A 23,169-nucleotide genomic window follows, 5' to 3' on the forward strand; every position below is an offset into this window, starting at 1 on the left:
GTACTGATAGGTGAAGTGTTAGCCACTTCGATCAGCACAAACCGTAGTAAAAAAGAGCAGCATCAGAATGGTGTCGAAAACTTGAGTCGGCGAATGCTACCGAAAAGTGTGATTAAGTTCAAGAATGATAGGGATAATGACCGACAAATGTGATCAGTCGTTGATATTAATATGAACAATTTCAGTTAACACGATAAGTAACAAAAAAGGCTGCCAAATGGCAGCCTTTTATTTAGCTTTAAGCTATGACAGTTTTAAACTTAGTTAAAGTTCGGTTTTGTCATTGCCGCTGTTGCACTGTTTGTTGCTACTTGGCTACCAGCGCCTTTCGACGTGTAACGTTCAGCTTTAAGTGGTGCTGCGGTAACGGAAATTTCGCGAATTTCTTGAGGGCCCGGTGCTTTCGTCATTGGTGCGCTAGCTTGTGGTTTAGCTACAACTTTGATGACTTCTGCTTTTGGCTCTGCTGTTACTGCTGGTGTTTCGATTGCAACGGCAACTTCTTCTGCTGCTTCTTCAATCGCTTCTACCACAGGTGCTGCTTCTACAACGGTTTCTGTTGCATCAACCACTGGAGTTTCAACAGCCTCAACGACTTCAACAACTGGAGCTTGTTCAGCCACGACTGGTGCTTCAACAACAACCGTTTCTACAACTGGTGTTTCAGTTTTTGCTTCAACAATCTCTTGAACTTTCGGTTCAACAGCTGGTGCTTCAGTAACAACAGGTTGTTCACGACGAATGATAACTTTACCCATCGCCATTTCTGGACAAGCAAAACCACCTTGCATTGCTGGTACCGCTGATGTTGCAATAACGGTTTCTTCCTGAACTCGCTCTTCCTTCTTAGGCGCTGGTTTTGGAATGTAACGTGGCATTACTTTACCCATTGCCATCTCTGGAGAGGCTACACCACCTTTACGTAGGCGGAATGGGTTAGGGCGGCGATCACGACCACGACGACGACGTTGACCACTTGCACGTAGGTGACGTGGAGAACGACGGTTACGACGTTGCTTCGACTCTGCCTTGCTGTCTTGTTGTGCTTCTGCTGCTGCCTCTACTGGCTTTTCAACTGGCGCTTCAACAGGTTCAACGGCTTTTACAGTTTCAACTGCTTGCTCGGCGGCTTGTTGGTCCTTCACACGAACAGATTTGTTCAGTTTGCGACGTTGACGACGCTCTTTCACTTTTTCTGCTTTCGCGTTTGGCTTCGCTTTGTTTTCTTCAGGCTTCGCCTCTGAACCAGTACGAGCTTCGGCAGCTAGTTGTAGACCTTTTTCCGCAACTTTAGCGTTTGCCTTTTGCTCTTGAGCTTTTTCAGCTTGTTGAGGTTTTGGCTTGCGCTTTTGGTTACGGTTTTGTGGTTTATTAGACTGCTGCTGTGTTTCGTTCTGCTCTGTTGACTGCTCTTCACGTGGTTTACGACGACGTTTGTTGTCGCGGTTGCCATCACGGTTATCTCTGTCACCACGATTCTCACGGTTTTCGCCACGCTGATTGTTGCGGCGGCGGTCGTTGCGATCACGTTTGTTGCGTTTATTGTCGCGGTTTGGTTTCTTCTCTTCTTGTTTCGGCTCTTCTTTAACTTCTTCAGAACCACCAAATAGGAAGCTACCTAGTGCTTTAAATAGACGGCTGAACAACCCAGGTTTCTCTTCCTGTACCACTTCTTTCTTCTTAGCAGCTGGTGCTGGTTTAGAAGCCGGAGCTGGTGCAGTTTGAGTTGGTGAAGCGAAGCCTTTTAGTACTGGTTCTTCAATACGTTTTGGTTTGATTTCAACTTCAACAGGTTCTTTGCCTTCTGCTTCTTTCATTGCTTCCAATTTCTTAGGAAGTAGGTAAGAAAGCAGGTCAAACTCTTCACCTTCGCGTACACGAATCACTTCGAAGTGTGGCGTTTCCATATCAGAGTTAGGAACAACGGTGATTTTAACTTCTTGGATACGCTCGATGTGGTTTACTGAACGACGCTTTTCGTTCAAAAGGTAAGAGGCAATCGGAACAGGTACAACGGCAAGAACTTGCGCGGTGTTGTCTTTCAGTGCTTCTTCTTCGATTAAACGAAGGACGGATAGAGCTAGAGATTCATTATCACGAACGACACCTGTACCGCTACAGCGAGGACAGATATGGTGGCTCGCTTCTGCAAGAGAAGGGCTCAAACGTTGACGAGACATTTCTAGAAGGCCAAAGCGAGAAATACGACCAATCTGAACGCGAGCACGGTCTAGGCGAACAGCTTCACGTAGACGGTTTTCAACTTCACGTTGGTGGCGAACTGGTGTCATATCGATAAAGTCGATAACAACCAAACCACCAAGGTCACGTAGACGCAATTGACGAGCAATTTCGTCTGCTGCTTCTAAGTTAGTATTCAATGCTGTTTCTTCGATATCACCACCCTTTGTTGCGCGAGCAGAGTTGATGTCGATAGAAGTTAGCGCTTCTGTTGGGTCGATTACGATAGAACCACCGGATGGTAGACGCACTTCACGTTGGAAAGCCGATTCAATTTGGCTTTCGATTTGGTAGTGGCTAAATAGCGGTACTTCGCCTTCGTATTTTTTAACGCGGCTGATGAAATCTGGGCGTACCAGCTGAATGTGCTCTTTAGCACGTTCGTAGATGGTATTGCTGTCGATTAGAATCTCACCGATATCACGACGTAGGTAGTCACGGATTGCACGAACGATTACGTTACTTTCTTGGTGGATTAGGAATGGAGCAGGGTTAGAATCTGCTGCGCCCTTAATCGCACCCCAGTGGTTAAGTAGTACGTTCAAATCCCACTCAAGTTCTTCTGCACTCTTACCTACGCCTGCAGTACGTACGATTAGACCCATACCTTGTGGTAGTTCTAACGTGCTTAAAGCGGCTTTCAGTTGAGTGCGCTCGTCACCTTCGATACGGCGAGAAATACCGCCAGCACGAGGGTTATTAGGCATGAGAACAAGGTAGCTACCCGCAAGAGAAATGAACGTAGTTAGGGCTGCCCCCTTACTACCACGTTCTTCTTTTTCCACTTGCACGATTACTTCTTGACCTTCAGTCAGCACTTCTTTAATGCTTGGGCGACCTTGGTAAGTGTAACCTTCAGGGAAATATTCGCGGGCAATTTCTTTGAGAGGGAGGAAACCGTGACGCTCAGCACCGTAATCAACAAATGCGGCTTCTAAGCTTGGTTCGATACGTGTGATACGTCCTTTGTAGATATTCGCTTTTTTAGATTCATGACCTGGACTCTCGATATCAAGATCGAAAAGTCGCTGGCCATCAACCAGAGCGACACGCAACTCTTCTTTTTGAGTTGCGTTAATTAACATTCTTTTCATTGAAAATTTCTCGTTGTCTTTTCTTTTATATTTCTTTGCAACTTGTCACTGGTTTTTCGCTCTTTCACGGTGCCTGATCCCATGGCTTATATTTTGCAGCCTCCCGGCTGGAAGGGGATGCTCTCGGGCACTTCAGTCATCACAAATTCTTTTGGGTTTCGTTGGAAACGGAAACTTGTGACCCGCTATTCGGGCGGTTGATACTCAACGTGAATATGCGAGGAGTAGAGTGACAAGTGTGTTGAACTCAATGTGTCTTACGCCAATGCTGCACCTGACATTCAACAACCTACTCACATTGCTTGGGGTAAATGATTGGTAATGAACAAAATGTAACCAAACCTTCCTTAGCAGCTGTGAACTATAGCAGCGCAGGTTGATATCAGCAATCTGCTTTAGCGCAAACGATGGAAAAATTGGCGCTAAATTCAATTTTTGTAATTTATAACTGGCTGTTTCATAAGCACTTGAGTCTCGCAAACTGAGAAAGACGAGAAACAAATAGAGAAGTTGATAAAGACTTTTAATAATCTAAACAAAAGCTTGGCGTGTTTTGGGGCTATTTATGACTACAAGTGTTTCTTTTGCAGCAAGAATAATGTGAAGTCACACAGATTTGGGTTTACAATAGCGGCCATGAGCGAAATAAGAACACAAGTCCAGTTCGTCGATATCGACGAAGATATGGCGGGTCAACGCATTGATAATTTCTTGCGTAACCAATTAAAAGACATCCCAAAGAGCATGATTTATCGAATTGTGCGCAAGGGCGAAGTACGCGTAAATAAAAAGCGCATTAAAGCAGAGTACAAACTAAAAGCAGGCGATCTTGTTCGTATTCCTCCAGTTACGGTAGAAAAGAAAGAAGACGACGTTGCACCAAGTACGAAGCTAAATAAAGTGGCAGAGTTAGAAGATAAGATCATTTTTGAAGACGATCATCTTTTGATTCTCAACAAGCCATCCGGTACGGCAGTACACGGAGGAAGTGGTTTGAAGTTTGGTGCGATTGAGGCACTCAGAGCACTGCGTCCACAAGCTCGCTTCCTTGAACTTGTTCATCGCATTGACCGTGATACATCCGGAATCTTACTTGTTGCGAAGAAGCGTTCAGCACTGCGTCACCTGCAAGCACAGTTCCGTGAGAAAACAGTGAAGAAGTTTTACTTCGCGCTTGTGATGGGCGAGTGGAAAAACAGCTGCAAAGTTGTTAATGCGCCACTTCTTAAAAACGAAGTGAACAGTATTGTTCGAGTGAATCCAAACGGTAAGCCGTCTGAGACGCGTTTTAAAGTGTTGGAGAAGTTCGAGCAAGCAACGTTGATTCAAGCCAGCCCGATTACGGGGCGTACTCACCAGATTCGTGTGCATACTCAATACACGGGCCACCCAATTGCATGGGATGACCGCTATGGGGATCGTCGTTTTGATGCGTACACTGGTCAGGTTGGTTTGAACCGTTTGTTCCTACACGCAGCTAACATCAAGTTCCAGCACCCATCGAATGATGAGTGGATGGAAATCAACGCGCCGATGGAAGCGAAATTAGAGAAAGTCTTAGCGGGTTTGCGTAAAAAGTAGAGGTAAGAGTATCTACTCCTTCTGGACTGCAAAAAACTATGTAAAAGCCGATGTTAATACATCGGCTTTTTTGATCGTTGAGTTGGATTACAAGGGCGTTCGGAATGCAGCGCTCTAATATTCGGAAGCGCTCCGTTGGAGGGCATGTGAAAGAAGCTAAGTTCTAACTGGAGTTGACAGAATTGGTATGTAGAAAGACAAAATAGAGCTGATTCCTGATTCCTGATTCCTGATTCCTGATTCCTGATTCCTGATTCCCTACAAAATATCTAGCCCTTGTTTTTGCAGCATGTCGATCAAATCAATAAGCGGCAGCCCGACTAACGTATTCGGATCTTTGCCGACTAACTTCTTAAACAGACAAATCCCCATGCCTTCACTCTTAAAACTGCCTGCGCAGTAAAATGGTTCTTCTCTATCGACGTAACGTTCGATTTGTTCTTGGGTTAACGCTCTAAAATGCACTTCAAACGTATCGAAGCCGACCTCAGTATGGTTCGTATTAGTGTTGTGTACGGCAAGGCCAGTATAGAAAGTGATAGTTTTACCGCTTTGAGCTAATAATTGCTTAATGGCGTTTTCTCGGTTCAACGGCTTGCCAACTATATTACCGTCAATAACACAGACTTGGTCACTGCCTATCACTAAGCTGTTATCGGTTGTGTCACAAGAGGTGGCTTTACTAATTGCGAGCCTTTGCACCAATTCTAAAGGTGTCTCGTTCGGCAAAGGTGTCTCGTCGCTGTTCGGTGACAAGCAAGTAAAAGGCACTGCTAGTTTTTCCAGCAGTTGTTTACGAAAAGGGGAGGTTGAGGCTAAAACCAGTTGGTAATTTTTCATTTTGAATTACAATTCGCACAAGCATTTCCAATAGGATAATCGATCAAAATCGATTCTGGCTAATGCTCTGTATGTTAAGCGTAAAAAAGTACAACTTTTTTGCCTTTTTCTTTGACTAATTTTGATTTGGAAGATAATATTCGCGCCCTATGCAAAAGGTAAAAATACCGCGAACGGTTGATCCGGCGAAGTCCGCACAGAAACGATTAGATTACGATGGCATCATCCAAGCTAGTCTTTTCAAGCGCTTAGCGGAAACAACTGAAGGCGTAAAACGCGACGCAGAAGTCTCATTGTCATTTGATCTTGATGAACAGCGACTTGTTGTTATCTCTGGTAAAGCTAACATCGAAGTCGATTTAGAGTGTCAGCGTTGTAATGAGGTATTCACACATCAGTGTGAAGTTGAATTCCTTTACACTCCTTACTACGGTGAGAAGACGGAAGAGGAAGCACCAGAAATTTATGATTTGGTAGATCTAAATGAGTACGGTGAATTAGACCTTATACAACTAGTTGAAGACGAGTTCATCTTAACATTGCCTCAAATCGCAATGCACGACGAAGCGGATTGTAGCGTTGATTCAAATAACATGGTTTTTGGTGAGATTCCTGAAGAAATTGAGGAAGAAAAACCGAATCCATTCGACGTTTTGAAAAATCTGAAAAAGTAACTGGTGTGGTAGCCGCTTCTTCTTTAGGTTTTTAACCCAATAGTATAGGAGTAGGGTCAATGGCCGTACAGAAAAACCGTAAAACTCGTTCTAAGCGCGGTATGCGTCGTTCACACGATGCGCTAACTACAGCTGCACTATCTGTAGACGCGACTTCTGGTGAAACTCACCTACGCCACAACGTAACTGCTGAAGGTTACTACCGTGGTCAAAAGGTTATCAACAAGTAAGGTTGAACCTTTGCAAAGTATTACCGTTGCACTTGATGCAATGGGCGGGGATTTCGGTCCACGCGTAACAGTGCCTGCCGCCGTGCAGGCACTGTCTCATTTCCCAGAGCTAAAAGTGATTCTTATAGGTGATCAACCTCTGATCACGTCTCAATTATCCCAACTAGGCACCTCGACCAGTTCTCGTTTGAGCATTCTTCATAGCGAGAAAGTGATTTCAAATTCAGAAAAGCCTTCATTAGCATTACGTAACAGCCAAAACAGCTCTATGCGTATGGCTATCGATCTCGTTTCTGAAAACGGAGCAGATGCATGTGTGAGTGGTGGGAACACCGGTGCCCTTATGGCGCTCTCACGATTTATTCTTAAACTGCTTCCTGGTATTGAGCGTCCTGCTTTAGTTTCCGCATTACCAACCATCAGTGGCAAACGTACTTGGATGTTAGATCTTGGTGCAAATGTGTCGTGCGATGCTGACAGTTTATTTCAGTTTGCTGTAATGGGCAGTGCATTAGCCGAAGAGCACCTTGGCCACCCACCTCGAGTGGCGGTACTGAATATTGGTGCTGAAGAAATTAAAGGAAACGATTTAGTCAAACGCTGTGCAGAAATGCTTTCTCAAACCGACGCAATTAATTTTGTAGGTTATATTGAAGGTAATCAAATTTTGCATGACGTGGCCGATGTCATTGTTTGTGATGGCTTTGTCGGTAACGTATGCTTAAAAGCCAGCGAGGGAACAGCGCAACTCTTTATCGAAAAACTAAAAACCAGCATGATGGCATCAACGATAAAGGGATGGATTGCTAGAAAACTGTTTTCTCGGCTATTTAATGAACTAAAAACACTGAACCCCGACCAGTATAACGGCGCAAGTTTGCTAGGATTGCGCGGCATCGTCATAAAAAGCCATGGAAGTGCGGATGTATCTGCGATTGTCAATGCACTTGGCGAGGCAGTACACGAGGTCAAACGACAAGTACCAAGCCGTATTAGCGATCGTTTGGAAGCGGTTTTACTCGAGAGGCATTATTAGTCTTCATGTATAGCAAAATTTTAGGTACTGGCAGCTACCTGCCATCTCAGGTGCGTACTAACGCAGACCTAGAGAAAATGGTAGATACAAGTGACGAGTGGATCGTAGCTCGTACTGGTATTAAAGAGCGTCGAATTGCAGCTGAAGATGAAACAGTTGCAGATATGGCATTCTACGCAGCTGAAAACGCTATCGATATGGCCGGCATCGACAAAAACGATATCGACCTGATTATCGTTGCTACTACTAGCAGTAGCCATACTTTCCCTTCATCTGCGTGTCAGGTGCAAGGAAAGCTTGGCATTAAAGGTTGTCCTGCATTCGACTTAGCCGCTGCTTGTTCAGGCTTTGTATACGCATTGTCTGTTGCTGATCAACACATCAAATCTGGCATGTGCAAAAATGTGCTTGTGATTGGTGCAGACGCATTGTCGAAAACATGTGATCCAACGGATCGCTCAACTATCATCTTATTTGGTGATGCTGCGGGTGCCGTTGTCCTTGGTGCAAGCGAAGAGCCTGGTATTATCTCTACGCACGTATATTCAGACGGCCAGTTTGGCGATCTATTGAGCCTGCCTGTTCCTGAACGTGGTAAAGATGCGAACAAGTGGCTGCATATGGCTGGAAACGAAGTGTTCAAAGTAGCCGTTACTCAGCTTTCAAGGCTAGTAAAAGACACGCTTGAAGCGAACGACATGCATAAGTCTGAACTAGACTGGCTAGTTCCGCATCAAGCGAACTACCGCATCATTTCAGCGACAGCGAAGAAGCTTTCGATGTCACTAGACCAAGTCGTGATTACACTTGATAAACACGGCAACACATCAGCAGCAACCGTGCCAACAGCACTGGATGAAGCGGTACGTGATGGTCGTATTAAACGTGGTCAAACTCTGCTTCTTGAAGCGTTTGGCGGCGGATTCACTTGGGGCTCAGCTCTGGTGAAGTTCTAACTTTCATAAGAATTCAAAATTTAAGATGCGCTGCGGTGCATCTTATTTCTTTTTACTTTGCTTAAAGGAAAACAACATGAGCAAGTTTGCTATCGTATTTCCAGGTCAAGGTTCACAAGCTGTAGGTATGCTTGCTGACCTAGGCGAACAATATGACGTAGTGAAACAAACATTTGCAGAAGCATCTGACGCACTAGGTTACGACCTATGGGCGCTTGTTCAAAATGGACCTGCAGAAGATCTAAACCAAACTTTCCGTACTCAGCCTGCATTACTAGCATCATCTGTGGCTATCTGGCGTGTATGGCAAGATCTTGGTCTAGAGCAACCAGCAAACCTAGCGGGTCACAGCCTAGGTGAGTATTCAGCGCTTGTGTGTGCTGGTGTGATTGACTTTAAAGAAGCAATCAAACTGGTTGAGCTACGTGGTCAACTGATGCAAGAAGCGGTACCTGCGGGTACTGGTGCAATGTACGCGATCATCGGTTTAGATGACGAAGCCATTGCAAAAGCTTGTGAAGAAGCAGCACAAGGTGACGTCGTTTCTCCAGTAAACTTCAACTCGCCTGGTCAAGTTGTTATTGCAGGTAGCAAAGATGCAGTAGAGCGCGCCGGCGCACTATGTAAAGAAGCAGGTGCTAAACGTGCTCTTCCTCTTCCAGTTTCTGTGCCTTCACACTGTGCACTAATGAAACCAGCAGCAGAGAAACTAGCTGTTGCGCTAGAGTCTATTGAATTCAATGCGCCACAGCTTCCAGTAATCAACAACGTTGATGTGGCAGCAGAAACAGATCCTGCAAAAATCAAAGATGCACTTGTTCGCCAGTTACACAGCCCAGTTCGCTGGACTGAGAGCGTGCAGCTAATGAGTGAGCAAGGCGTAGAAAATCTTCTTGAGCTTGGTCCTGGTAAAGTACTTACAGGTCTAACAAAACGTATCGTGAAAACACTAAGCGCAGCAGCTGTTAACGACGTCGCGTCGCTAGAAGCCGCTAAGTAATTTACTCACGATAAGAAAAGGGAAACACAACATGATGAATCTAGAAGGTAAAATTGCCCTAGTGACAGGCGCGAGCCGTGGCATTGGTCGTGCAATTGCTGAACTTCTTGTTGAACGCGGTGCGACAGTTATCGGTACTGCAACGTCTGAAGGCGGCGCAGCAGCGATCAGCGAATACCTAGGTGAAAATGGCAAAGGCCTTGCACTTAACGTAACTGACGTTGAGTCAATCGAAGCGACACTAAAAAACATCAACGATGAGTTTGGTGCGATCGATATCCTAGTTAACAACGCTGGTATCACGCGTGATAACCTACTTATGCGCATGAAAGATGATGAGTGGAATGACATCATCAATACGAACCTAACGCCTATCTATCGCATGTCTAAAGCGGTTTTACGCGGCATGATGAAAAAACGTGCGGGTCGTATCATCAATGTAGGTTCAGTTGTTGGTACTATGGGTAACGCTGGTCAAACTAACTATGCTGCAGCAAAAGCGGGCGTGATTGGCTTTACTAAGTCGATGGCTCGTGAAGTTGCTTCTCGTGGCGTGACAGTCAATACAGTAGCACCTGGTTTTATTGAAACTGACATGACTAAGGCGCTAAATGATGACCAACGTGCAGCAACGTTGTCAAACGTGCCTGCAGGTCGTCTAGGTGACCCACGTGAAATTGCATCAGCAGTTGTGTTCCTGGCTTCACCTGAAGCGGCTTACATTACTGGTGAAACTTTGCATGTAAATGGTGGCATGTACATGGTTTAATGCACAGTTCGCGCAAAATAAGCTGTTTTACTTTGTGAAAAATAGCCTATAGTTGCTGTTAACTGTCATTAAGTTGTCATGCTCATGCGCAAGATTTGTGCATGATTTAAGTCAAAAATGTATTGAAATTCGGTTAAATTCGCTAATTTTGTGGTTTGACCAGCAAGGACCCCCTTGCAACTTTCAATAGTTCGAATAAACTACGGAATCATCGCATTAGGCGAAATCTGTAAAGGAAAAGAAAAATGAGCAACATCGAAGAACGCGTAAAGAAAATCATTGTTGAACAGCTAGGTGTAGACGAAGCAGAAGTTAAAAACGAAGCTTCATTTGTTGATGATCTAGGTGCTGATTCTCTAGACACTGTAGAGCTAGTTATGGCTCTAGAAGAGGAATTCGACACTGAGATTCCTGACGAAGAAGCTGAGAAAATCACTACTGTTCAAGCTGCAATCGACTACGTAAACAGCGCTCAGTAATTATCTCTCCCAGGCGGTCTCCTAGACCGCCTGTGTTCTTTCTAACTTCTTCTATCCTCTCATAGAAACATTCAATTCCCGGAGAATTATATCGTGTCCAAGCGTCGTGTAGTTGTCACTGGCATGGGTATGTTGTCACCGGTAGGCAACACAGTCGAATCATCTTGGAAAGCCCTGCTAGAAGGTCAAAGTGGTATTGTTAACATCGAACATTTCGATGCAACAAACTTCTCAACTCGTTTTGCAGGTCTTGTAAAAGATTTCGATTGCACAGAGTACATGTCTAAAAAAGATGCGCGTAAAATGGATCTATTCATCCAATACGGCATTGCTGCTGGTATCCAAGCGCTAGATGACTCTGGCTTACAAATTACCGAAGAAAACGCGGCTCGAGTTGGTGTTGCAATCGGCTCAGGTATTGGCGGCCTAGACCTTATCGAAACAGGTCATACAGCACTTGTTGATAAAGGCCCTCGCAAAGTTAGCCCATTTTTTGTTCCTTCGACCATCGTAAACATGGTTGCAGGTAACCTATCTATCATGCGTGGTCTTCGTGGTCCAAACATCGCGATCTCTACAGCATGTACTACTGGTCTTCACAACATTGGCCACGCGGCACGTATGATCGCATACGGTGACGCTGAAGCTATGGTTGCTGGTGGTGCTGAAAAAGCATCTACTCCACTAGGTATGGCTGGTTTTGGTGCAGCAAAAGCGCTTTCTACTCGCAATGACGAACCACAAAAAGCGTCTCGTCCTTGGGATAAAGGCCGTGATGGTTTCGTTCTTGGTGACGGTGCCGGTATTATGGTTCTTGAAGAGTATGAACACGCGAAAGCACGCGGCGCTAAGATTTACGCAGAGCTTGTTGGCTTTGGCATGTCTGGTGACGCTTACCACATGACTTCTCCAAGTGAAGATGGTTCAGGTGGCGCTCTAGCGATGGAAGCAGCAATGCGTGACGCAAACATCACAGGTACTCAAGTTGGTTACGTGAATGCTCACGGTACATCAACGCCTGCGGGTGACGTTGCTGAAATCAAGGGTGTGAAACGTGCTCTTGGTGAAGAAGGCTCTAAGCAAGTACTTGTCTCTTCGACTAAATCGATGACTGGTCACCTACTAGGTGCTGCAGGTTCGGTTGAAGCTATTATTACGGTTCTATCGCTGGTTGACCAAATTGTTCCACCAACGATCAACCTTGATGATCCAGAAGAAGGCTTAGATATCGACCTTGTGCCGCACACAGCGCGTAAAGTTGATATGGAATACGCTATCTGTAATTCGTTCGGCTTCGGCGGAACAAACGGTTCGCTTGTATTCAAAAAATTTGCTGAGTAAAAATCTCTAACACTGTTTAGGGACACGAAACTTGTATTCTAACGGCTCGATGCTTAGCATTGAGCCGTTTTGTTTTATTTGGCGCTCACAAAGCAAGGGTATTTGAATGTTCTGGGTAAATGGACTTCCACAAACGCACGTTTCAGTTAGCGATCGTTCTTTTCAGTATGGCGATGGTTGCTTCACCACTATTTTGACTAAAAAAGGTGAACTGGTTTATTGGCCAGAACATATCGAGCGGTTGGAGGCGTGCCTAAAAACATTACAAATACCTTCTCCAAATTGGTGCACTGTCCATGAATGGGCTACCCAAGCTGTTTTGAAAGATGAATTGGCAGGTATCAAAATTCACATCAGCCGTGGTGAAGGTGGGCGAGGGTACAGTCCAAGTGGCATTGAGGGACCTACGGTCAGTGTCTCTAACTTTACGTTTCCTTCTCATTATCCTTTTTGGCAAGAAAATGGTGTTCACTTAGGGGTCTGTGAAACCCGCCTTGGTATTCAACCGCTTCTGGCCGGACATAAGCATAATAACCGAATAGAACAAGTTCTCGCCAAAGCAGAAATAGAGGGCTCTGAATTTACCGATGCTGTGACGTTAAATGTGCAAAATCATGTCATTGAAACTACAATGGCAAACCTTTTTTGGGTTAAAGATAATAGTGTGTTTACACCGGATTTGAGTTTATCTGGTGTCGCTGGCGTCCAGCGCCGTAAAGTTCTGGAATATTTAGATGTTATTGGTATTAAAGTGGCAGTGAGTACTTATTCGCTTGCCGAGCTGCTTGAGGCCGATGAGATCTGGATGTGTAACTCTCTATTAGGTGTTGCTCCTGTTAGGAGTATTACGTCGCAAAACAATAAGACTCTATTTCCAATTGGAAAATTGACACAACGACTTCAAGGGAATCTAAATACGTGATTAAAAAACTGTTTGCTTTTGTTGTACTGATTGCCGTTATTGGTGCAGCTGGTGTTTTTTACGTTGTTTCACAGACTAAGCAATATGTTAACTCGCCAATTCTTATAGAGCAGCCTCAGCTGTTTACCGTAGAAAATGGCACCAGCTTTCACCGAGTGATGCGTGATCTTGTAAAAGACGACATCATAGAAGCTGCTGATTACATTCGTTTAATGCCCCACCTTTACCCAGAGCTTCTTCAGGTGCGAGCAGGCACTTACCAACTTGAGCCTAGTGTGTCGTTGTACGAAACTCTCGAACAACTTAATACTGGCAAAGAGCATCAATTTGCGATTACGTTTGTTGAGGGGAGCCGTTTTTCTGAGTGGGTCGAACAACTGAGTGCTGCGCCATATGTTAAGCATGATATGACAGATTTATCTGAAAAACAGATGGCGGAAAAATTGGGTATTAAACGAGATAAGCTAGAAGGTTTGTTTTTAGCAGAGACGTATCACTACACTGCGGGCGCAAGTGAAAGTCAAATTCTGAAGCGTGCTCATGATAAGTTGAATGCCATTTTGGATGCTCACTGGGGACAACGCCAAGAAAAACTGCCAATCAAAGATAAATATGAAGCATTGATCTTAGCGTCTATCATCGAGAAAGAGACGGCGATTGATTCTGAGCGTGAACGTGTAGCTTCTGTGTTTGTAAACCGTTTGAATAAACGTATGCGCCTACAAACTGACCCGACGGTTATCTATGGTATGGGCGATGCGTATGATGGCAACATCCGGAAGAAAGACTTACGAACACCAACGCCATACAACACTTACACGATTAATGGCTTGCCGCCAACACCAATTGCCATGGCTGGTGAAGCATCGATTGAAGCGGCTTTAAACCCAGAAAACAGCAACTATCTATATTTCGTAGCAAGTGGAAAGGGCGGACATGTATTTTCGAAATCCCTTGCTGAGCACAATCGTGCTGTACGTGCCTATTTAAGAGAACTAAGAAAGAACAAATGATGAAAGCAAACTTTATTGTCGTTGAGGGCCTAGAAGGCGCGGGTAAAAGCACTGCCATTAAAACAGTTTTAGATACGCTAAAGATGGCGGGTATCGAAAACATTGTTAATACTCGTGAACCTGGTGGCACACCGCTAGCAGAAAAAATGCGTGCGCTTGTAAAAGAAGAGCATGAGGGTGAAGACCTAAAAGACATGACCGAACTGCTTTTGCTTTACGCAGCGCGTGTTCAGCTAGTCGAAAACGTCATCAAGCCAGCTCTAGCAAACGACCAGTGGGTGGTGGGCGATCGTCATGATTTGTCTTCTCAGGCTTACCAAGGTGGTGGTCGTCAAATCGATGCATCTCTTATGAAGAACCTACGTGATACCACGTTAGGTGAGTTCAAGCCTGCATTCACACTGTACATGGATATCGATCCGCGTGTCGGTCTTGAGCGTGCTCGTGGTCGTGGCGAACTTGATCGTATTGAAAAGATGGACATCAGCTTCTTTGAGCGTACTCGTGAGCGTTATTTAGAGCTGGCGAATGCAGACGATTCTATTGTTATTATCAACGCACAACAGACGATTGAAGAAGTGTCACGAGACATCAAAGCCGCTCTTAATGAGTGGTTAGAGCAACAATAAGTGATATCTGGATTGAGGTGATTCATGTTGAATGATTTTCCATGGTTACAGCCAGTTTGGGATAACCTAAAAACGAGCCTAGATTCCGAACGGGTTCCCGGCGCTTTGATGCTGCAAAGTGAGAAAGGTTTGGCCGTGGATAAGCTCGTGGAAGTTTTCAGTCATGCTTTGTTGTGCCAAAACTACGCCAGCGAAGCTTGTGGTTTTTGCCATAGCTGTCAGTTAGTGAAGTCTCAAAGCCATCCCGATTTACACTGGATAAGGCCAGAGAAAGAAGGCAAAGCGATTACGGTTGATCAGATTCGCGCCTGTAATCGTCTTGCTCATGAGTCTTCTCAATTGAATGGTTATCGTGTGTTTATTATCGAGCCTGCGGATGCAATGAACGAGTCTGCATCTAATGCTTTGTTAAAAACACTCGAAGAACCAGGACACAAATGCTTGTTCTTACTTGTCACGCACAATCAAGAGCGATTACTGCCAACGATTCAAAGTCGTTGTCAGCAGTGGGTGGTGGCATCCCCTTCGACTGAACAGGCAATGAACTGGATTAAAGAGCAAGGCGAGTCAAATGTGCCTGCTTATGCGCTAAAGTTGAATATGGGCTCTCCAATAAAAACCCTAGAAGCTGTGAAAAGTGGTGAGTTAGATGAATATCAAACGTTTGAACGCTGTTTTATCGACACGCTATCTTCGCCTATATCGGATGTTTTTCAGTGCGCGACTATGATTGCGAAGAACCCTGATAAAGCGTTGGGTTGGGCATGGTATTTATTAACAGATGCGCAGAAGGCTCAGTTTGGCGTTGTCGAGGTGGATCAACTGCCTGGCGCGACGAAGTTCCCAACAAATAATTATGATGGGTTGTACCTATCAACGAAAAAGCTCCTTGAGCTTAAAGCACAGGTCCAGAATTTTCCGGGTTTGAACCTTGAACTACTATCAATGAACTGGTTAATTGAATCACGAGAGGCATTATGTTCGTAGATTCGCATTGTCATTTAGACAAGTTGAATTACGACGATCTTCATATCAATATTGAAGACGTTATTAACAAAGCAAAACAAGCTAACGTAACCGAACTTCTATCGGTCGGTGTGACGTTGGACTCTTTCCCTAAGATGTTAGAGCTGATCACGCCTTACGATAATGTATACGCGTCTTGTGGTGTGCACCCACTTGATGTGGAAAGTGCATTTTCACTAGAGACGCTGCATCGTCATGCTTCTCACGAGAAAGTCGTGGCGATTGGTGAAACGGGGTTAGATTATCATTACAAACCAGAGACAGCGAGACTGCAAAAAGAGCGTTTTGAGCAGCAAGTTGAATTAGCGGTAGAACTAAATAAACCACTCATCATTCATACTCGTAACGCTCGTGAAGATACATTAGAAATTCTACGTAAAGGTGGAGCGGATAAATGTGGTGGTGTGATTCATTGTTTTACGGAAGATCTGCCATTTGCAGAAGCTGCGTTGGATTTGGGGTTCTACATCTCAATTTCGGGTATTGTGACTTTCCGTCAAGCGACAGAATTGAAGGAAGTAGTGAAAGCATTACCGCTAGAAAAGCTATTTATTGAGACGGACTCACCGTATTTAGCTCCCGTGCCACATCGTGGAAAAGAGAACCAACCCGCTTACGTAGTCGAAGTTGCAGCCTATATCGCACAGCTAAAAGGATGCTCGCTAGCAGAGGTAGGGCAAAAAACCACCGAAAACTTCCGAAATCTTTTTTTGCGATGAAAAATCAATAGGCGTAGTAAAAAAGGGGCAATAGCCCCTTTTTTGTTTAGAAATACGCCAAAAAGATCATTTAGTTTAATGTTTACTAAATTTGTTGATTTAACCGCATTCAAATCCCTCAAATGTAATTTTGTTACTAAAAATAACATCGGTCTTTATTTTATTTACGCCTTAAAATTAATTCTGTTGATAATAAAGTCTTTATAAAACAGTAATATAAGTTTAATGCAAACCTTTTCATTAGCGCTTTTTCGGTGTGATCTGAGACTTGTTTTGAAACTAAATTTCGTAACTGTGTGGAAAGTTTGAGGGCCATCAATATATATTTAGAGCCGGAAAATATAATGCAACGTGTGGTTACATTTTCATTGGGTGCTAACATTGAGGCTACGGGGGTGTGCCGTTAGTGCCCAAATAATACTTATAATTTATCAGGAGCATAAACATGTTTAAGAACCTTTTTGCAAACCTGCAAAAAGTTGGTAAAGCTCTGATGCTACCAGTATCAGTTTTGCCAGTCGCAGGTATTCTACTAGGTGTTGGTGCTGCCCACCTTAGCTTCATTCCAGAGATCGTTTCGAATCTTATGGAACAAGCTGGTGGTTCAGTATTCGGCCAAATGGCACTTCTATTTGCTGTTGGTGTAGCACTTGGCTTCACAAACAACGACGGTGTAGCAGGTCTTGCTGCTATTGTTGGTTACGGCATTATGACAGCAACGCTTGGCGTTATGGCTGGCATCATGGGCGTTGAGAAAATCGATACAGGCGTACTAGGTGGTATCCTTGTCGGTGGTGTTGCTGCTTGGGCATTCAACCGTTTCTTCAAAATTCAACTTCCAGAGTACCTTGGTTTCTTCGCTGGTAAGCGTGCAGTGCCAATCATCACTGGTTTTGCTGCGATTTTCCTTGCGGTAGTACTTTCTTTCGTATGGCCACCAATCGGCGGTGCAATCTCTGCATTCTCTGACTGGGCTGCACATCAGAACCCACAACTAGCATTCGGTATTTACGGTGTTGTTGAACGTTCTCTAATCCCATTCGGTCTACACCACGTATGGAACGTACCATTCTTCTTCGAAGCTGGTACTTGTGTGAACGCTGCGGGCGAAACTCAAAACGGCGTACTAACTTGTTACCTAGTTGCTGATGAAGCATCTCGTGCTGCTGGTAATGGCTTCGGTCAGCTAGCGGGTGGTTACATGTTCAAGATGTTTGGTCTACCAGCTGCAGCAATCGCAATTGCTCACTGTGCTAAACCAGAAAACCGCGCGAAAGTAATGGGTATCATGGCATCTGCTGCGTTGACTTCATTCCTAACAGGTATTACTGAGCCAATCGAATTCTCATTCCTATTCGTTGCTCCACTACTATACGGTATCCACGCTCTACTAGCTGGTTCTGCATACGTTGTTGCTAATACTCTAGGTTTCGTACACGGTACATCATTCTCACACGGTCTGATCGACTTCCTAGTTCTATCTGGCCACGCTCAGAAGATGGGTCTGATGGTTGCTGTTGGTCTAGTTTACGCAGTCATTTACTACGTAGTATTCCGCACAGTAATCACTGCTCTTGACCTAAAAACTCCTGGTCGTGAAGATGAAACAGAAACTGCTGCGGTTGCGACTGGTTCAGACATGGCTGGTGAGCTTGTTGCTGCATTCGGCGGTAAAGCTAACATCACAGGTCTAGACGCATGTATCACTCGCCTACGTGTAGCAGTTGCTGATACAGCAGCCGTTGACCAAGACAAGCTAAAACAACTTGGCGCTGCTGGTGTTGTAGTTGTTGCAGGTGGTGTACAGGCTATCTTCGGTACTAAGTCTGACAACCTGAAAACAGAAATGGATGAGTGGATTCGTAACCACGGCTAATCTCAGTCATTCATAAAAAAGGAGGCTTCGGCCTCCTTTTTTGATCTGTAAATTTTGGTCTACCTTTTTCTTTTCTATTGTTACTGTTTTCTCTCTTAGTCACTTCCTTAGTTACAGTGCGTGATCTTCTTCTCAGCCTTACCTTTGTAGCTTTATTCGTACGTCATCCTTACTCGTTACTGACAAAATAAAATGGTGTTATGTTTGAATTATGCACGCTGTTTTTTAGAGGGGGAGATGTTGATGAAAAAACTAATTTTGTTGGCAGCAGCTGCATTGCCAAGCGCCGTAATGGCTGCAGATGGACCAAAGAATTTTTCTGTGGGTATGGCTGTTGATCAGCAGTTGAGTGTCGTGATTGAAATTGAAGATAAGTATCGCGGCATCATTGGTAATGATGGGATGGCGTTTGACTACATTGCGAAGCGCGGGACGTTCGATCAAAGCATGCCACTGACCTGGTACGTCGGTATTGGTGGTTGGTATGAGTGGGATGACGAATTTGGTGTCCGTGTTCCATTGGGTTTGAACTGGGACTTATCTAAAGGTTGGGACCTCTACGCTCAAATTCACCCAGAACTTGAGCTTTATAAAGGACCTGACCTACAAATCGGTGGGGCACTTGGTATCAAGTATAATTTCTAACAGACACAAAAATGCCGGCTTTGTCGCCGGCACTTTATTTTTTAACTTCTAATTATGATTATTGCTTGTTCATTGCACGTTTGATGCAAATTGCGGCTCCGCCCCAAGTAATACCCAGACCGATAATCATCATGATGATTGCACTTGTCGTCATTACGCTTTCTCCTTGCTCATTACGTTAATTAATACACCAAACACGAACAGCGCAGCAATCATTGCCCAACCTAGGGTTAGGTCGTAGCCACCGTAGCCTTCTGTTAGAAGCGCGTACAGTTTTGTTGCCAAGATAATCGCTAGCATGATAGGCGTCACGAAACGTAGACAGATTTCAAACCATTGACCGATAGAGAAGTCAGAGCGTTCATTGACGTAATTGCGAACTTCTGGCACTTGCTTCAACAACCAAGCCATCAGAACGATTTCTACAAGGCCGCCAACCATAATACCAACGTTGTTTGCGAAGTGGTCGACAAGGTCAAGTAGAAGCAGTCCGCCGTTGGTCGCGAATGCCATCGAGACAACAAATCCCGCACCAATTACGACGTTAGCGGCTTTTTTACGACTCCATTTTAGCTTGTCGATAACCGCTGAAGTGACTGCCTCCATGATCGAAATGTGCGAGCTTAAACCAGCAACAACCAAAGCAAAGAAGAACAGCGGGCCAAGAATGTATGGTGCTGGTAATAAGTTAATTGCCGCAGGTAATGTCACAAATGCCAATCCAACACCTGCAGATACAACTTCAGTGAGTGGTTTGCCTTGCTCTTGCGCCATATAACCCAACACCGAGAAAATCATGATACCCGATAGAATTGAGAAGCCACAGTTGATCAATACCGTCATAAAGGCGTTATTGGTGATGTCCGATTTCTCTGGTAGGTAGCTTGAGTACGCCAGCATGATCGCAAAGCCAATGCTCAACGTGAAGAAGATTTGACCATAAGCCGCAGCCCATACCTTCACATCCCAAATTTTGCTGAAATCAGGCTCGAACATGTAGTTCACACCATCTAGCGCACCAGGTAGGAAAATCATGCGGCCAATCAAGAAGATCACCATAACAAACAAAATAGGCATCATGATCTTAGAAGCGCGTTCAATACCCGATTTAACACCGCTCACAATGGCTGTGTAGGTAATCGCCCAAGCAATCAACATAGATACTGCGATCTTCCATTGAATACTGCCTAAATCCGTTGGTGAATTATCACCAAGCTTTAGGTATTCACTAAAGAAGAATGCATTCGTATCTGAGCCCCAACTTTGAGTAAACGACATACCAAAATAAGAAATTGCCCAACCAATAACGGCAACGTAATAGACTGCGATAACTGCAGCAACACCCACCTGAAACCAACCTAACCACTCAAACTTAGAGTGGATCTTCGCGAGTGTTTTTGGCGCAGAACCACGGTACTTTTGACCCATACTGAACTCTAGGATCATGAATGGAATACCTGCTGTGATCATGGCGAAAAGGTAAGGAATAAAAAAGGCACCGCCACCATTCTCATAAGCCATATAAGGGAAACGCCAGATGTTACCCAAACCGATGGCTGAACCGACTGCGGCTAAAATGAATCCCGCACGGGATCCCCATTGTTCTCGCTTCATATTTGACTCCTGTACAACTCCCTAAGGAATGAAGCTCTTTCAGGCATTATGAAAAAAACAGTAGAAGAAAGGGCAACTGTTATCCATCAGTTTTTGTCCTTAATTCCGAATTGTTACAAAATTCTGGTGTTTTACTTTGCAATGCCTGCAAAGAATTAGAATTAAATGCTTAGTATTTTGATGTGTGTTTGTAAAAGCTGAAATATTCTTCTGCTTTCTGTAGTTAGACTAACTTTTTACATTATTTAGCGCAATAGATTCTAAATGTTAATGGCAGGATTTTATGTGGTTTAAATATTGTTAAATGGTGTTTTTGTAGGGCATACGATCGGTAACTAGTGGTTATTTTTGAAATAAATATCTAATTTATCAATGTGATCTTGGTCTAATAAACTGTTTTTGTTTTATAGGGTGTCTGTCTGTATTGATGACACCCTATAGAAGATATTACGTTAAAACGACGTGTTAGAAGCGGAAGGTAAAACCAATATTTGACTGGAATTGGTTCATCCAATCGGTTTCAAACTTGATAATACAAGATGAACCGTCAGTCGGTAGGACGCAGGCTCCTGATGTGTCGTTATCGACAACAGTGCCCAACCAACGGATCTGAGCTGTCATCGCAAAGGTTTTCGAGAATTCGTATTCAAGACCGGCGAAAGCACTGCCAGAAAACCCGTATTTGTCATTAACCCAATCAACATCGGCATAAGAGGCTCCTAATCCCAAGCCAACATAGGTTTGCCATCCTTGAGAAAGAGGGTAGTAAATACTGCTTTGAAATTGGAGATAGTGAATATCTGCGGAGTTATTGATGTCTTGTAGCTCTGAGGATTGGTTTGAATAGAAAAAACCAATACGACCCATCTCGAAAGGTGTTTCTACGGATATCGCATAATTGATGGAAGGGTCTAAATCGTAGGTGCGGCTGTTTTCATCCTCTACTTTTCCGCCCCCTGTAAAGCCGACGTAGGGAGTAACGATAACGTTTGCTTGAGCAGCCATAGAACTGCTCAATAAGATACTCCCAACTAGCCAGCCAATTTTATAGTTCATTTGCTATCTCCTTATTATGACTAAGCTAATTGTGATGCCTTAGTCAAAATCGTGCGACTAAATTAGGCAATTCTTGAACATAATTCACACTGGTGTTATTAATTTGTTACAACTAAAGGAGGTGTCTATGGAACACGATCTAAAATCCGCCCTACTCATTGTCGTCACGGTGTTCGCAGTTTTACTGTCTTTTGGCATTATTGCGATTACTACGGCTTAACTAACATACTGGCATCACGCCTATGATACGTAACAGCGGTATAATCACCGACAGCCATGCAGAGCTTGATGTAGATGTTTACGAGCGCTTTAGAAATGGCAAAACTGCCCTTGTCGCACAAGGTGGAGGGCAGAGAGGGATTTTTACCGCTGGTGTATTGGATGCATTTCTTCTTTCCAATTTCGATCCGTTTGATGAGTTCTATGGAACTTCAGCCGGCGCGCTTAACCTCTGTGCTTATCTCTGCCGACAACACGGAATGGGGAAAGCTTTCATTACTGACCTCACGACATCTGACGAATTCTTCAATCTCTTCCGCTACATCCGTAAAAAGCAGTATTTGGGGCTAGAATGGGCCTTAGAGAGGATTCAGGATTACCCTTACAAACTTGACTTAGATATGGGTAAAAGTGTGTTAGGAGCCCGTAACGCCTTCGCAGCGGTTACTAACGCCGACACTCTCTCAGATCAATACCTGCCGATTTTGAGCCAAAATTGGGTTAATACCATGGTAGCGACGTGCGCCATACCAAAATTGTACCAAAGCCCCGTGAGTATTAATGGTCAGCAGTTTGTGGATGGAGGTGTATCTGCGTCTATCCCAGTGCAAGAAGCATGGCGACAAAATGCACGTAATATTATTGTGATTCGTACCGAGCCTTTTTCTGAATCAGAAGCTAAAGCGCAAAGTGAGATTGGTGATGGTGGCGTTGAGTGGTATCGAGAATCTATTAATTCAGTACAAGAATCTTGGCAACAAAAAGTTACTCAATGGAAAGATGATTGGAGTGACTTCCTTCAACAAAAAATCAATGCCGCTCATGACTCTAAGTTAACTGGCCACAAACTGCTGAATGGCGGACGTTGGTTGTTTGGGGCGGACAATTTGTATCGTTTGAGTCATTTGATCGGGGAGAACTTCGACTCTGGGCTGGCAGATATGTTGATGATTCACTATCAAACGTTCGAACTGACACAAGCTTTCTTGTCTGCACCACCGGATGATACCTTTATCCTCCAGTTGGCTCCTAAAGAAGAGCTCCAATCCTCTTCTCTACTTAGTGACCCAGAAGCGCTAGAGCATGACTACCAACTCGGACTACAAGCGGGTTTTAACCTAATTCAGCTCTATGATAAGTTAAACGTAGATGGCCGAGAGACCGCTTAGGTTTGAATCCGTAATTCGATAAAAGAAAAGGCTCCAGTTG

The 23,169-nt window shown here is 44.3% G+C and carries 23 protein-coding genes; 18 read left to right on the forward strand and 5 right to left on the reverse strand.

All coding sequences use genetic code 11. The features are described 5' to 3' along the window. Window positions 1–260: 260 nt before the first annotated feature. Complete coding sequence (gene rne / locus VJL_RS22780; RefSeq protein ID WP_038881628.1) at window positions 261–3,335, reverse strand: ribonuclease E; 3,075 nt, start codon at window positions 3,333–3,335, stop codon at window positions 261–263. A gap of 636 nt (window positions 3,336–3,971) precedes the next feature. Between rne and rluC the strand changes: the two genes are divergently transcribed. Continuing rightward, a complete protein-coding gene (gene rluC / locus VJL_RS22785; protein ID WP_009707033.1) occupies window positions 3,972–4,916 on the forward strand; it encodes a 23S rRNA pseudouridine(955/2504/2580) synthase RluC in 945 nt (314 codons plus the stop codon). Window positions 4,917–5,174: 258 nt separating this feature from the next. Here the strand turns inward: rluC and VJL_RS22790 are convergent, their stop codons facing one another. Then, on the reverse strand, window positions 5,175–5,756 hold the full coding sequence (locus VJL_RS22790; protein ID WP_038869442.1) for a Maf family protein: 582 nt from the start codon (window positions 5,754–5,756) through the stop codon (window positions 5,175–5,177). A gap of 149 nt (window positions 5,757–5,905) precedes the next feature. Between VJL_RS22790 and yceD the strand changes: the two genes are divergently transcribed. The 15 genes from yceD to VJL_RS22865 all read left to right on the forward strand — a co-directional run bounded on the left by yceD (window position 5,906) and on the right by VJL_RS22865 (window position 19,071). Then, window positions 5,906–6,430 (forward strand): 23S rRNA accumulation protein YceD, encoded by a 525-nt coding sequence (gene yceD, locus VJL_RS22795; protein ID WP_038869444.1) that lies wholly within the window; start codon window positions 5,906–5,908, stop codon window positions 6,428–6,430. Window positions 6,431–6,489: 59 nt separating this feature from the next. Continuing rightward, window positions 6,490–6,660, forward strand: coding sequence for a 50S ribosomal protein L32 (gene rpmF / locus VJL_RS22800; RefSeq protein WP_005396978.1), 171 nt, complete (start codon window positions 6,490–6,492; stop codon window positions 6,658–6,660). 10 nt (window positions 6,661–6,670) lie between these two features. After that, window positions 6,671–7,696, forward strand: coding sequence for a phosphate acyltransferase PlsX (gene plsX / locus VJL_RS22805; RefSeq protein WP_038869447.1), 1,026 nt, complete (start codon window positions 6,671–6,673; stop codon window positions 7,694–7,696). Between the two features lie 5 nt (window positions 7,697–7,701). Further along, entirely contained in the window at window positions 7,702–8,652 is a 951-nt protein-coding gene (locus tag VJL_RS22810) for a beta-ketoacyl-ACP synthase III (RefSeq protein ID WP_038869448.1), read from the forward strand. Window positions 8,653–8,728: 76 nt separating this feature from the next. Beyond that, window positions 8,729–9,652: an ACP S-malonyltransferase gene (fabD, locus tag VJL_RS22815; RefSeq protein WP_038869450.1), complete on the forward strand. Its 924-nt coding sequence runs from the start codon at window positions 8,729–8,731 to the stop codon at window positions 9,650–9,652. Window positions 9,653–9,686: 34 nt separating this feature from the next. Next, window positions 9,687–10,421: a 3-oxoacyl-ACP reductase FabG gene (gene fabG, locus VJL_RS22820; RefSeq protein ID WP_026000247.1), complete on the forward strand. Its 735-nt coding sequence runs from the start codon at window positions 9,687–9,689 to the stop codon at window positions 10,419–10,421. 245 nt (window positions 10,422–10,666) lie between these two features. Further along, on the forward strand, window positions 10,667–10,900 hold the full coding sequence (acpP, locus tag VJL_RS22825) for an acyl carrier protein (protein WP_004406112.1): 234 nt from the start codon (window positions 10,667–10,669) through the stop codon (window positions 10,898–10,900). 93 nt (window positions 10,901–10,993) lie between these two features. Beyond that, window positions 10,994–12,241: a beta-ketoacyl-ACP synthase II gene (fabF, locus tag VJL_RS22830; protein ID WP_038869452.1), complete on the forward strand. Its 1,248-nt coding sequence runs from the start codon at window positions 10,994–10,996 to the stop codon at window positions 12,239–12,241. 106 nt (window positions 12,242–12,347) lie between these two features. Beyond that, complete coding sequence (pabC, locus tag VJL_RS22835) at window positions 12,348–13,163, forward strand: aminodeoxychorismate lyase (RefSeq protein WP_038881629.1); 816 nt, start codon at window positions 12,348–12,350, stop codon at window positions 13,161–13,163. Further along, complete coding sequence (gene mltG, locus VJL_RS22840) at window positions 13,160–14,176, forward strand: endolytic transglycosylase MltG (RefSeq protein WP_038881630.1); 1,017 nt, start codon at window positions 13,160–13,162, stop codon at window positions 14,174–14,176. The genes pabC and mltG overlap by 4 nt, the downstream gene beginning before the upstream one ends. Next, window positions 14,173–14,805: a dTMP kinase gene (gene tmk, locus VJL_RS22845; protein WP_038881631.1), complete on the forward strand. Its 633-nt coding sequence runs from the start codon at window positions 14,173–14,175 to the stop codon at window positions 14,803–14,805. Before mltG ends, tmk begins: the two co-directional genes overlap by 4 nt. Before the next feature lie 24 nt (window positions 14,806–14,829). Beyond that, window positions 14,830–15,792: a DNA polymerase III subunit delta' gene (locus tag VJL_RS22850; RefSeq protein ID WP_038869460.1), complete on the forward strand. Its 963-nt coding sequence runs from the start codon at window positions 14,830–14,832 to the stop codon at window positions 15,790–15,792. Continuing rightward, a complete protein-coding gene (locus VJL_RS22855) occupies window positions 15,783–16,550 on the forward strand; it encodes a TatD family hydrolase (protein ID WP_038881633.1) in 768 nt (255 codons plus the stop codon). Before VJL_RS22850 ends, VJL_RS22855 begins: the two co-directional genes overlap by 10 nt. 445 nt (window positions 16,551–16,995) lie before the next feature. Then, window positions 16,996–18,426: a PTS glucose transporter subunit IIBC gene (gene ptsG, locus VJL_RS22860; RefSeq protein ID WP_038869464.1), complete on the forward strand. Its 1,431-nt coding sequence runs from the start codon at window positions 16,996–16,998 to the stop codon at window positions 18,424–18,426. Window positions 18,427–18,669: 243 nt separating this feature from the next. Then, the gene (locus VJL_RS22865) at window positions 18,670–19,071 is read left to right on the forward strand and encodes a hypothetical protein (RefSeq protein ID WP_038869518.1); all 402 of its coding nucleotides are present in this window, start codon (window positions 18,670–18,672) and stop codon (window positions 19,069–19,071) included. Between the two features lie 58 nt (window positions 19,072–19,129). Here VJL_RS22865 and VJL_RS29205 read toward each other — a convergent pair whose 3' ends face one another. The 3 genes from VJL_RS29205 to VJL_RS22875 all read right to left on the reverse strand — a co-directional run bounded on the left by VJL_RS29205 (window position 19,130) and on the right by VJL_RS22875 (window position 21,741). Beyond that, window positions 19,130–19,225 (reverse strand): MetS family NSS transporter small subunit, encoded by a 96-nt coding sequence (locus VJL_RS29205; RefSeq protein WP_095760653.1) that lies wholly within the window; start codon window positions 19,223–19,225, stop codon window positions 19,130–19,132. Further along, entirely contained in the window at window positions 19,225–20,685 is a 1,461-nt protein-coding gene (locus tag VJL_RS22870; protein WP_038869467.1) for a sodium-dependent transporter, read from the reverse strand. The genes VJL_RS29205 and VJL_RS22870 overlap by 1 nt, the downstream gene beginning before the upstream one ends. A 465-nt stretch (window positions 20,686–21,150) precedes the next feature. Continuing rightward, on the reverse strand, window positions 21,151–21,741 hold the full coding sequence (locus tag VJL_RS22875; protein WP_038881634.1) for an outer membrane beta-barrel protein: 591 nt from the start codon (window positions 21,739–21,741) through the stop codon (window positions 21,151–21,153). A gap of 127 nt (window positions 21,742–21,868) precedes the next feature. Here VJL_RS22875 and cydH point away from each other — a divergent pair, with 127 nt between their 5' ends. Both cydH and VJL_RS22885 read left to right on the forward strand, forming a co-directional pair. Further along, window positions 21,869–21,961, forward strand: a complete 93-nt coding sequence (gene cydH, locus VJL_RS29210) for a cytochrome bd-I oxidase subunit CydH (RefSeq protein ID WP_005444835.1) — start codon at window positions 21,869–21,871, stop codon at window positions 21,959–21,961. A 22-nt stretch (window positions 21,962–21,983) separates the two neighbouring features. Further along, entirely contained in the window at window positions 21,984–23,129 is a 1,146-nt protein-coding gene (locus VJL_RS22885) for a patatin-like phospholipase family protein (protein ID WP_038881635.1), read from the forward strand. The last annotated feature ends 40 nt before the right edge of the window (window positions 23,130–23,169 follow it).

Origin of the sequence: Vibrio jasicida CAIM 1864 = LMG 25398, assembly GCF_000400365.1 — a bacterium.
Classification (GTDB): domain Bacteria; phylum Pseudomonadota; class Gammaproteobacteria; order Enterobacterales; family Vibrionaceae; genus Vibrio; species Vibrio jasicida.

Excerpts from the sequence above, each read along its gene's own strand:
- VJL_RS22810 (WP_038869448.1), top strand. The coding sequence starts at position 7,702 with ATGTATAGCAAAATTTTAGGTACTGGCAGCTACCTGCCATCTCAGGTG.
- VJL_RS22865 (WP_038869518.1), top strand. The coding sequence starts at position 18,670 with ATGAAAAAACTAATTTTGTTGGCAGCAGCTGCATTGCCAAGCGCCGTA.
- cydH (WP_005444835.1), top strand. The coding sequence starts at position 21,869 with ATGGAACACGATCTAAAATCCGCCCTACTCATTGTCGTCACGGTGTTC.
- VJL_RS22850 (WP_038869460.1), top strand. The coding sequence starts at position 14,830 with ATGTTGAATGATTTTCCATGGTTACAGCCAGTTTGGGATAACCTAAAA.
- ptsG (WP_038869464.1), top strand. The coding sequence starts at position 16,996 with ATGTTTAAGAACCTTTTTGCAAACCTGCAAAAAGTTGGTAAAGCTCTG.
- fabG (WP_026000247.1), top strand. The coding sequence starts at position 9,687 with ATGAATCTAGAAGGTAAAATTGCCCTAGTGACAGGCGCGAGCCGTGGC.
- VJL_RS22875 (WP_038881634.1), bottom strand. The coding sequence starts at position 21,741 with ATGAACTATAAAATTGGCTGGCTAGTTGGGAGTATCTTATTGAGCAGT.
- rne (WP_038881628.1), bottom strand. The coding sequence starts at position 3,335 with ATGAAAAGAATGTTAATTAACGCAACTCAAAAAGAAGAGTTGCGTGTC.
- rpmF (WP_005396978.1), top strand. The coding sequence starts at position 6,490 with ATGGCCGTACAGAAAAACCGTAAAACTCGTTCTAAGCGCGGTATGCGT.
- VJL_RS22855 (WP_038881633.1), top strand. The coding sequence starts at position 15,783 with ATGTTCGTAGATTCGCATTGTCATTTAGACAAGTTGAATTACGACGAT.
- fabD (WP_038869450.1), top strand. The coding sequence starts at position 8,729 with ATGAGCAAGTTTGCTATCGTATTTCCAGGTCAAGGTTCACAAGCTGTA.
- VJL_RS22870 (WP_038869467.1), bottom strand. The coding sequence starts at position 20,685 with ATGAAGCGAGAACAATGGGGATCCCGTGCGGGATTCATTTTAGCCGCA.
- yceD (WP_038869444.1), top strand. The coding sequence starts at position 5,906 with ATGCAAAAGGTAAAAATACCGCGAACGGTTGATCCGGCGAAGTCCGCA.
- rluC (WP_009707033.1), top strand. The coding sequence starts at position 3,972 with ATGAGCGAAATAAGAACACAAGTCCAGTTCGTCGATATCGACGAAGAT.
- VJL_RS22790 (WP_038869442.1), bottom strand. The coding sequence starts at position 5,756 with ATGAAAAATTACCAACTGGTTTTAGCCTCAACCTCCCCTTTTCGTAAA.
- tmk (WP_038881631.1), top strand. The coding sequence starts at position 14,173 with ATGATGAAAGCAAACTTTATTGTCGTTGAGGGCCTAGAAGGCGCGGGT.
- acpP (WP_004406112.1), top strand. The coding sequence starts at position 10,667 with ATGAGCAACATCGAAGAACGCGTAAAGAAAATCATTGTTGAACAGCTA.
- pabC (WP_038881629.1), top strand. The coding sequence starts at position 12,348 with ATGTTCTGGGTAAATGGACTTCCACAAACGCACGTTTCAGTTAGCGAT.
- VJL_RS29205 (WP_095760653.1), bottom strand. The coding sequence starts at position 19,225 with ATGACGACAAGTGCAATCATCATGATGATTATCGGTCTGGGTATTACT.
- VJL_RS22885 (WP_038881635.1), top strand. The coding sequence starts at position 21,984 with ATGATACGTAACAGCGGTATAATCACCGACAGCCATGCAGAGCTTGAT.